The following is a 6779-nucleotide window of genomic DNA, read 5'->3' as shown; positions in this document are numbered from 1 at the left end:
CCCTTGTTCGAAAAGGCATTCCGGCGAATTAAGCGCCCGGCCGGCAAGAGCTGGCGCATGGACGAGACCTACGTCAAGGTCAAGGGACAATGGAAATATCTGTACCGGGCCGTCGACAAGCAGGGCAACACGATCGATTTCCTGCTGCGTGTGCATCGCGACAAGGCTGCTGCACGCCGGTATTTCGACGAGGCGATTGCCCAGAATGTTGAGCCCGAGACTATCACGGTGGACAAGAGCGGCGCCAATCTGGCCGCGCTCGAAGCGCTCAACGCTGAGCGGAAAAAGCCAATCCAGATCCGGCAGAACAAGTATCTGAACAACGTCATCGAGCAGGATCACCGCGCCATCAAACGCGTCATCAAGCCGATGATGGGCTTCAAGAGTTTCCAGTGTGCGCGCATCATTCTGTCCGGCATCGAAATGATGCACATGATTCGCAAAGGGCAGATGCAGCACGTTGGCGACACCAGAACCGCCGCCGAGCAATTCTATTCGCTGGTCATGTAAGCAGTCCTCTTCATATCAAATCCGCTCGCACTGACTCCCTTATCGCGACAAAACCCGCTCAGGTAATTGTTTGGATGGCTTTGCATCGCGTGGGTCCCGCCAGGATCCAGTACATTGACCCAGCACCCTGTAATGTGAAACGGGGCATCAGCGACCTTGAGAAACGCGAGTACATCGCGTGCAGCCCGCTCGATATGCGCGATCAGCACGGCAAACTCCGGCCTTTCATGTTGCCGGTGGGCGAATTGCCACGCGGAGCCGGTACGGGGGCCGCAGCCGCTGCGGATCAAGGTGTCGACATACGCCATCAGATCCCGATCAAGCGGTTCGTAGCACGCCTGTTCGAGTCGACGACACCATACGAAAGTCGGGAAAAGTCAGACGATATCCGGGGTGGCGACTTTCATTGCCGGTTGCACAACGCGCTAGTCGGGACGCTCATCGATCACTATAGACCCGGAAGCTCCGCGCATGGGTGCAACGCATGAAGGCTGCACGACAGCAGTCCTGCCAGATGGCTTGTTCGGCCCGGTGCTGCCGCGCATCGGGACGCGGCCGGTCTGCGCGCCGGACTCGACCGGATGCGCGCGGATATTCGCGCACGCAAGATTCCACCTGAAGAGATGCGCGGCAACACGATCACGTTGTCGATCTTCGGGCTCGTACACGCGCTGTCGACACGGCCGGATCTGGAAGTGCCAAGGGCGGATAGGGAAGAAAAGGGAAGTAATGGCGCCCTTTTGCATTGCATCGCAGCACGAGACTCTCCATTCGCGCGATCCGTATATGGGGCGCGCTTCCCCCTTGCGCTTTCTTGCACGATGCAGAGGAGAGGACTACCTTTGCTTTAGAGCCGCTTACAACGCTCAGCGAAGCGGTCCTGGCAGAAGTGCCGGCGCAAACAGTACGAAGTACGGCCAGGCGGCACAACTACGCCAGGAGCTTTTGTTAGCGGCTCCAGCGAGTGACGCGCTGCGAGGTGGCCTATGGCGCTTGCGATTGCCCTGAGCCTGATCATCGTATTGGCGGTAGGGTTTCACTTTGCCAGTCCCTGGTGGATCACACCGATCGCCTCGAACTGGGTGCGCATGGACGACATGCTGACGATCACGCTCGTCATTACTGGCGCGCTCTTCATCGCGATCAACCTGTTCATCGTGATCGCACTAGTGCGCTACCGCCACCGCACGGGTCATCGCGCTGCCTACGAGCCGCACCACAAGCGGCTGGAATGGTGGCTGATCGGCCTGACCTCTGTCGGCGTTGCAGCGTTGCTGGCACCGGGGCTCTTCGTCTACGCGGACTTCGTACGGCCGCCGCCCAACGTGCTGCAGATGGAAGTGTTCGGCCAGCAATGGCAATGGCGCTTCCGCTTTGCCGGCCCCGGTGGCAAGCTGGGCACGACGGACGTGCGCTACATCAGCAACGACAACCCGTTCGGCCTGAACCCCGCTGACCCCAACGGCCGTGACAACTACCTGATCGAGACGCCCGAGGTTCACCTGCCGCTCAACCGGCCAATCCAGGTCCTGACACGGTCGCGCGACGTGCTGCACGACTTCTACGTACCGGCGTTCCGTGCGCGCATGAACATGGTGCCCGGCATGGTGACCACCTTCTGGTTCACGCCGACCAAGGCAGGGCGTTACGACATCCTGTGCGCGCAGCTTTGCGGTATCGGGCACTCCAACATGCGCGGCGTGGTGGTGGTGGAAGACGAAGCATCGTTCTCGCGCTGGCTGGCGCAGCAGAGCACGTTCGCGCAGCGGCAGCAGGCCAGGGTGCAGGCCGCATCCACCAAGGCAGGCGGCAGCGCCCAGGCGCTTGCTGACCAGGGCAAGACGCTCGCAGAGGGCAAGGGCTGCTTCGCCTGCCATACCGTGGACGGCAGTCCGCGCGTGGGCCCCACCTGGAAGGGCCTGTACGGCAAGACCGAAACGATGGCCGACGGCAGTACCGCGAAGGTGGACGAAGCCTATCTGCGTGCCTTCATCCGCAACCCGACGGCCCGCGTCGTGAAGGGCTTCGCACCCATCATGCCGAAGTTCGACCTGAGCGAGCAGGAGCTGACCGCGCTGGTGACCTTCATCGAATCGCAAGGCGGCCCGGCCGCCAGCAGCGCAGCTCAACCCTAGCGGAGCAGACGCAATGCCCTACGCTCACACCGATCACGTCCCGCAAAGCTTCTGGACCCGCTATGTCTGGAGCCAGGACCACAAGGTCATCGCCGTGCAGTATTCGCTGACGGCTATCGCCATCGGCCTGGTCGGCCTGGTGTTGTCGGACCTGATGCGGTTGCAACTCGGCTTTCCGGGTAAGTTCAGTTTCATCGACGCCAACCACTACTACCAGTTCGTCACCATGCACGGGATGATCATGGTGATCTACCTGCTGACGGCGCTGTTTCTGGGCGGCTTCGGCAACTACCTGATCCCGCTGATGCTGGGCGCGCGCGACATGGTTTTCCCGTTTCTCAACATGCTGAGCTACTGGGTCTACCTGCTGGCCGTGCTGGTGCTGGTGGCGAGCTTTTTCGTGCCAGGCGGGCCGACCGGCGCGGGCTGGACGCTGTATCCACCCCAGGCCATCCTGCCGGGCACGCCCGGCGTGGAATGGGGCATCGTGTTGATGCTGGTGTCGCTGGCGATCTTCATCGTCGCGGCAACGATGGGCGGCTTGAATTACGTCACCACCACGCTGCAGGCGCGCACGCGCGGCATGACGCTCATGCGCATGCCGCTCACGGTGTGGGGCATCTTCATCGCGACCATCCTGGCGCTGCTGGCGTTTCCGGCGCTGTTCGTGTCGGCGGTGATGATGCTGCTCGACAGGACACTCGGCACCAGTTTCTTCATACCGGCTGTGGTGTCGATGGGGCAGACGCTCAAGCATGCCGGCGGCAGCCCGCTGCTGTTTCAGCACCTGTTCTGGTTCTTCGGGCATCCGGAGGTCTACATCGTCGCGCTGCCGGCCTTTGGCATCGCGTCAGACCTCATCAGCACGCACGCGCGCAAGAGCATCTTCGGCTACAAGATGATGGTGTGGGCCATCGTCGCCATCGGTGCGCTGAGCTTCGTGGTCTGGGCGCACCACATGTTCATTGCCGGCATGAATCCGTACTTCGGCTTCTTCTTTGCCACCACCACGCTCATCATCGCCGTCCCGACCGCCCTCAAGGTCTACAACTGGGTGCTGACGCTGTGGCGCGGCGATATCCACCTGACCGTGCCGATGCTGTTCGCCATCGGCTTCATCAGCACCTTCGTCCTCGGTGGGCTGACCGGGCTCTATCTCGGCAACGTGAGCGTGGACATTCCGCTGTCGAACACGTACTTCGTGGTGGCGCACTTCCATATGGTGATGGCCGTGTCGCCGATCCTGGTGGTGTTTGGCGGCATCTACCACTGGTATCCGAAGGTGACGGGCCGCATGCTCAACGACACGCTCGGGCGTGTGCACTTCTGGGCCACCTTCCTCGGCACCTATGCGATCTACTTCCCGATGCACTATCTCGGCATCCTGGGCATGCCGCGGAGGTATTACGCGTATGAGGGCTACAGCTTCATTCCATCCTCGGCGCAGACGCTCAACACGTTCATCACCGTCGTTGCGCTCGTTGTTGCCGTGGCGCAGTTGCTGTTCCTGTACAACCTGGCGTGGAGCCTGGTGCGCGGCAAGCGTGCCGACAGCAACCCTTGGCGGGCCACCACGCTGGAATGGCAGACGCCGCAAACACCGCCAGTGCATGGCAACTGGGGCGCCGCGCTGCCAGTCGTTTATCGCTGGGCCTACGAATACAGCCCACCGGGGCAGGAGGAAGACTTCGTCCCGCAAAACCAGCCGCCTGCAACGGCGCCTGAACCGGCCGCCCACTCGACGCTTCACCCCGGAGAGGCACGCGAATGACCACACTGCCCCGATCCTTCGTTCCTGACGCGCCACCTGTCTCGCCGAATGCGAGCCGCATCGGCCTGATCGTCTTCATGGCGGTGGCAACGACATTGTTTTCACTGCTGCTGTTCGCCTACGGAATGCGTATGCGCGAGCCCGACTGGCAGCCCATCCCGCATCCAGCGCTGCTATGGTGGAACACCGGCGCGCTGGTGCTGGCAAGTATTGCCATGCAGCGTGCCCGGCAGATTACCTTGCGCCGCGCGGCTTGGCTTCTGTCAGGCGGGGTGCTGGCGGCCGTGTTCGTGATCGGACAACTGGCCGCCTGGCGCATGCTGTCGGCGGCCGGGCAGACCGTCACCGTCAATCCATCCAATAGCTTCCTCTACCTGCTCACCGGCCTGCACGGGTTGCATGTACTGGGCGGGCTGGTGGCCTGGGCCGTGACGATCATGCTTCTTCAACGAGCGGATCCCTTCCGGGCCCACCGCGCCATCGCGCTTTGCGCCATCTACTGGCATTTCCTGCTGGCTGTCTGGCTCGTGCTGCTGGCGGCGATGTGGTGGATCACCCCTGGGCTCGTCGCCGCCATCTGCGGGCCGCTGTATGGAGCCGCGCCGTGACCACGCCCACGCTCCCCACCGAATCCGCTGCCACCACGCCCACCGACGCCGTGCCTGACGGCTGGCGTGGCATCGTCACGGACTGGTCCGCCGACCGCGAAGCCTTCAAGGTGCCGTGGGGCAAGGCGATGATGTGGATCTTCCTGCTGTCGGACACCTTCATCTTCAGCAGCTTCCTGATCGGCTACATGACGGTGCGGATGTCGACCACGGTGCCGTGGCCTGATACTTCCAAAGTGTTCGGGCTCACTGTGGGCGGCGTGGATGTGCCTTTGCTGCTGATCGCCATCATGACATTCATCCTGATCAGCAGCAGCGGCACCATGGCGATGGCGGTCAACTTTGGCTACCGGCGTAACGCAAACCGCGCCGCCGCACTGTTGCTCGCGACCGCGCTGCTGGGCGCGACCTTCGTGTCGATGCAGGCCTTCGAATGGACCAAGCTGATCGTCCATGAAGGTATCCGCCCCTGGGGCAACCCGGTTGGCGCGGCGCAGTTTGGCGCGTGCTTCTTCATGATCACCGGGTTCCACGGCTTTCACGTGAGTTGCGGTGTGATCTATCTGCTGCTGATCGCACGCAAAATCCTGCAGCCGGGGTTCACGGGGCATGGTAACTTCCAGATCGTGGAGATTGCCGGCTTGTACTGGCACTTTGTCGACCTGGTGTGGGTGTTCATCTTTGCGCTGTTCTATTTGTGGTGAGGCAGACCATGGACCACACCGATCCCGCCCAGCGACCCGAGGCCGCGCACGGCCAGCAGCATCCGATCGGCATCTACCTGAAAATCTGGGGCCTGCTGTTCGTACTGAGCACGATGTCGTACATGGTGGATTACTTTCACGTGCAGGGCCTGCTGCGCTGGACGCTGATCGTCGTGCTCATGATCGCCAAGGCCGGGCTGATCGTGTCGATTTTCATGCACATGATGTGGGAGCGGCTGGCGCTGGTGTACGCGATCCTGATGCCGCCCTTGGGCCTGCTGGTGCTGATGGTTCTCATGGCTGCCGAAGCGCATCACACCTTCGGCATGCGGGAACTCTTCTTCCACTGACCCCCGCGCCGACCGTTCCACCGGCGAGTGCCCGGAGTGCACCGCTCTGAATACAAAACGACCCGACAAATGTCGGGCCGTCTTTGTTTCCTGGCTCTCTGAAAATCCCGGCAAAAAACACCTTCAAATCAGGCGTGCTTCTCACTGAATTCGTTGAGCGGCTCAGGCTGCTTGAGCGGATCGAAGTCGGCCCACCGCCCTTGTTGCCAGCGGCCGGTCGCGCGTTCGATCGCCGCGCCGCCCGCCTCGCGCAGCACCCGCGCGGCGTCCATCTGGTTGTCCGGACACACGTGTACGGCCACCAGCACCCCGGATTCACGGGTTTCTTCGTTGGTGTCTTCACGCGTGCGCATCATCGCGCCGACCAATGAACCGACATATGCGCTCACCCCGGCCGCGATCAGCGACACGATAAGCGGCGCCGAAAACGCTGCGAAGATCCCGACGCCGACCACGGCGCCAACCGCTGCGCCAATCGTAATGCCCATCTCGGCACCCTTCGGCGTCTCCCTCGCGTTTGCGTCGGCGCTGACATCGCCGCCGGGCCGAAAACGTGCGTGCTGGCCGATCGGATTGACGAAAAACAGTGTGACGTCCTCCTCGACAAAACCGGCATTGACGAGCCGTTGCACCGCGTCTTCAGCGGCGGGGAATGTGGTGAAGCGTGCTGCGACGATGAGTGACATGTGGCCTCCTTCCAT

Annotated in this window: 8 protein-coding genes and 1 pseudogene; 7 read left to right on the top strand and 2 right to left on the bottom strand. The window is 62.2% G+C overall.

Annotated features, from left to right (window positions below; translation table 11 throughout):
* The coding region (locus BMI01S_RS30875; RefSeq protein WP_042291756.1) for an IS6 family transposase at positions 1-510 on the top strand (510 nt) is incomplete at its 5' end.
* On the opposite strand, the gene BMI01S_RS30870 is transcribed toward BMI01S_RS30875, so the two are convergent.
* Positions 492-818: a 2OG-Fe(II) oxygenase family protein gene (locus tag BMI01S_RS30870; RefSeq protein WP_042291746.1), complete on the bottom strand. Its 327-nt coding sequence runs from the start codon at positions 816-818 to the stop codon at positions 492-494. The two genes, BMI01S_RS30875 and BMI01S_RS30870, sit on opposite strands and share 19 nt — an antisense overlap.
* A gap of 199 nt (positions 819-1017) precedes the next feature.
* Here BMI01S_RS30870 and BMI01S_RS43315 point away from each other — a divergent pair.
* From BMI01S_RS43315 to BMI01S_RS30845, 6 genes and pseudogenes are all read left to right on the top strand, one after another.
* Positions 1018-1211 (top strand): annotated as a pseudogene (locus tag BMI01S_RS43315) (dihydrolipoamide acetyltransferase family protein); the annotation flags it as partial.
* Between the two features lie 285 nt (positions 1212-1496).
* Positions 1497-2645 carry a c-type cytochrome gene (locus tag BMI01S_RS30865; RefSeq protein ID WP_028214026.1) on the top strand — a complete coding sequence of 383 codons (1149 nt, stop codon included), beginning with the start codon at positions 1497-1499 and terminating at the stop codon, positions 2643-2645.
* A 13-nt stretch (positions 2646-2658) separates the two neighbouring features.
* Positions 2659-4416, top strand: coding sequence for a cytochrome c oxidase subunit I (ctaD, locus tag BMI01S_RS30860; RefSeq protein ID WP_028214025.1), 1758 nt, complete (start codon positions 2659-2661; stop codon positions 4414-4416).
* The gene (locus BMI01S_RS30855) at positions 4413-5024 is read left to right on the top strand and encodes a cytochrome c oxidase subunit 3 (RefSeq protein ID WP_028232358.1); all 612 of its coding nucleotides are present in this window, start codon (positions 4413-4415) and stop codon (positions 5022-5024) included. Before ctaD ends, BMI01S_RS30855 begins: the two co-directional genes overlap by 4 nt.
* Complete coding sequence (locus BMI01S_RS30850) at positions 5021-5728, top strand: heme-copper oxidase subunit III family protein (RefSeq protein ID WP_028214023.1); 708 nt, start codon at positions 5021-5023, stop codon at positions 5726-5728. Before BMI01S_RS30855 ends, BMI01S_RS30850 begins: the two co-directional genes overlap by 4 nt.
* A gap of 8 nt (positions 5729-5736) precedes the next feature.
* A complete protein-coding gene (locus BMI01S_RS30845) occupies positions 5737-6078 on the top strand; it encodes a cytochrome C oxidase subunit IV family protein (protein ID WP_028232359.1) in 342 nt (113 codons plus the stop codon).
* A gap of 128 nt (positions 6079-6206) precedes the next feature.
* On the opposite strand, the gene BMI01S_RS30840 is transcribed toward BMI01S_RS30845, so the two are convergent.
* Positions 6207-6764 (bottom strand): glycine zipper domain-containing protein, encoded by a 558-nt coding sequence (locus BMI01S_RS30840; protein ID WP_028214021.1) that lies wholly within the window; start codon positions 6762-6764, stop codon positions 6207-6209.
* Positions 6765-6779 lie beyond the last annotated feature (15 nt).

Origin of the sequence: Paraburkholderia mimosarum LMG 23256 = NBRC 106338 (genome assembly GCF_000739815.1) — a bacterium.
GTDB classification, from domain to species: Bacteria; Pseudomonadota; Gammaproteobacteria; order Burkholderiales; family Burkholderiaceae; genus Paraburkholderia; species Paraburkholderia mimosarum.
This window is presented reverse-complemented; position numbering and strand designations above follow the sequence as displayed.

Bases quoted from the DNA above. Each gene is read 5' to 3' on its own strand.
- BMI01S_RS30865 (WP_028214026.1), top strand. From the start codon at position 1,497: ATGGCGCTTGCGATTGCCCTGAGCCTGATCATCGTATTGGCGGTAGGG.
- BMI01S_RS30845 (WP_028232359.1), top strand. From the start codon at position 5,737: ATGGACCACACCGATCCCGCCCAGCGACCCGAGGCCGCGCACGGCCAG.
- BMI01S_RS30870 (WP_042291746.1), bottom strand. From the start codon at position 818: ATGGCGTATGTCGACACCTTGATCCGCAGCGGCTGCGGCCCCCGTACC.
- ctaD (WP_028214025.1), top strand. From the start codon at position 2,659: ATGCCCTACGCTCACACCGATCACGTCCCGCAAAGCTTCTGGACCCGC.
- BMI01S_RS30840 (WP_028214021.1), bottom strand. From the start codon at position 6,764: ATGTCACTCATCGTCGCAGCACGCTTCACCACATTCCCCGCCGCTGAA.
- BMI01S_RS30855 (WP_028232358.1), top strand. From the start codon at position 4,413: ATGACCACACTGCCCCGATCCTTCGTTCCTGACGCGCCACCTGTCTCG.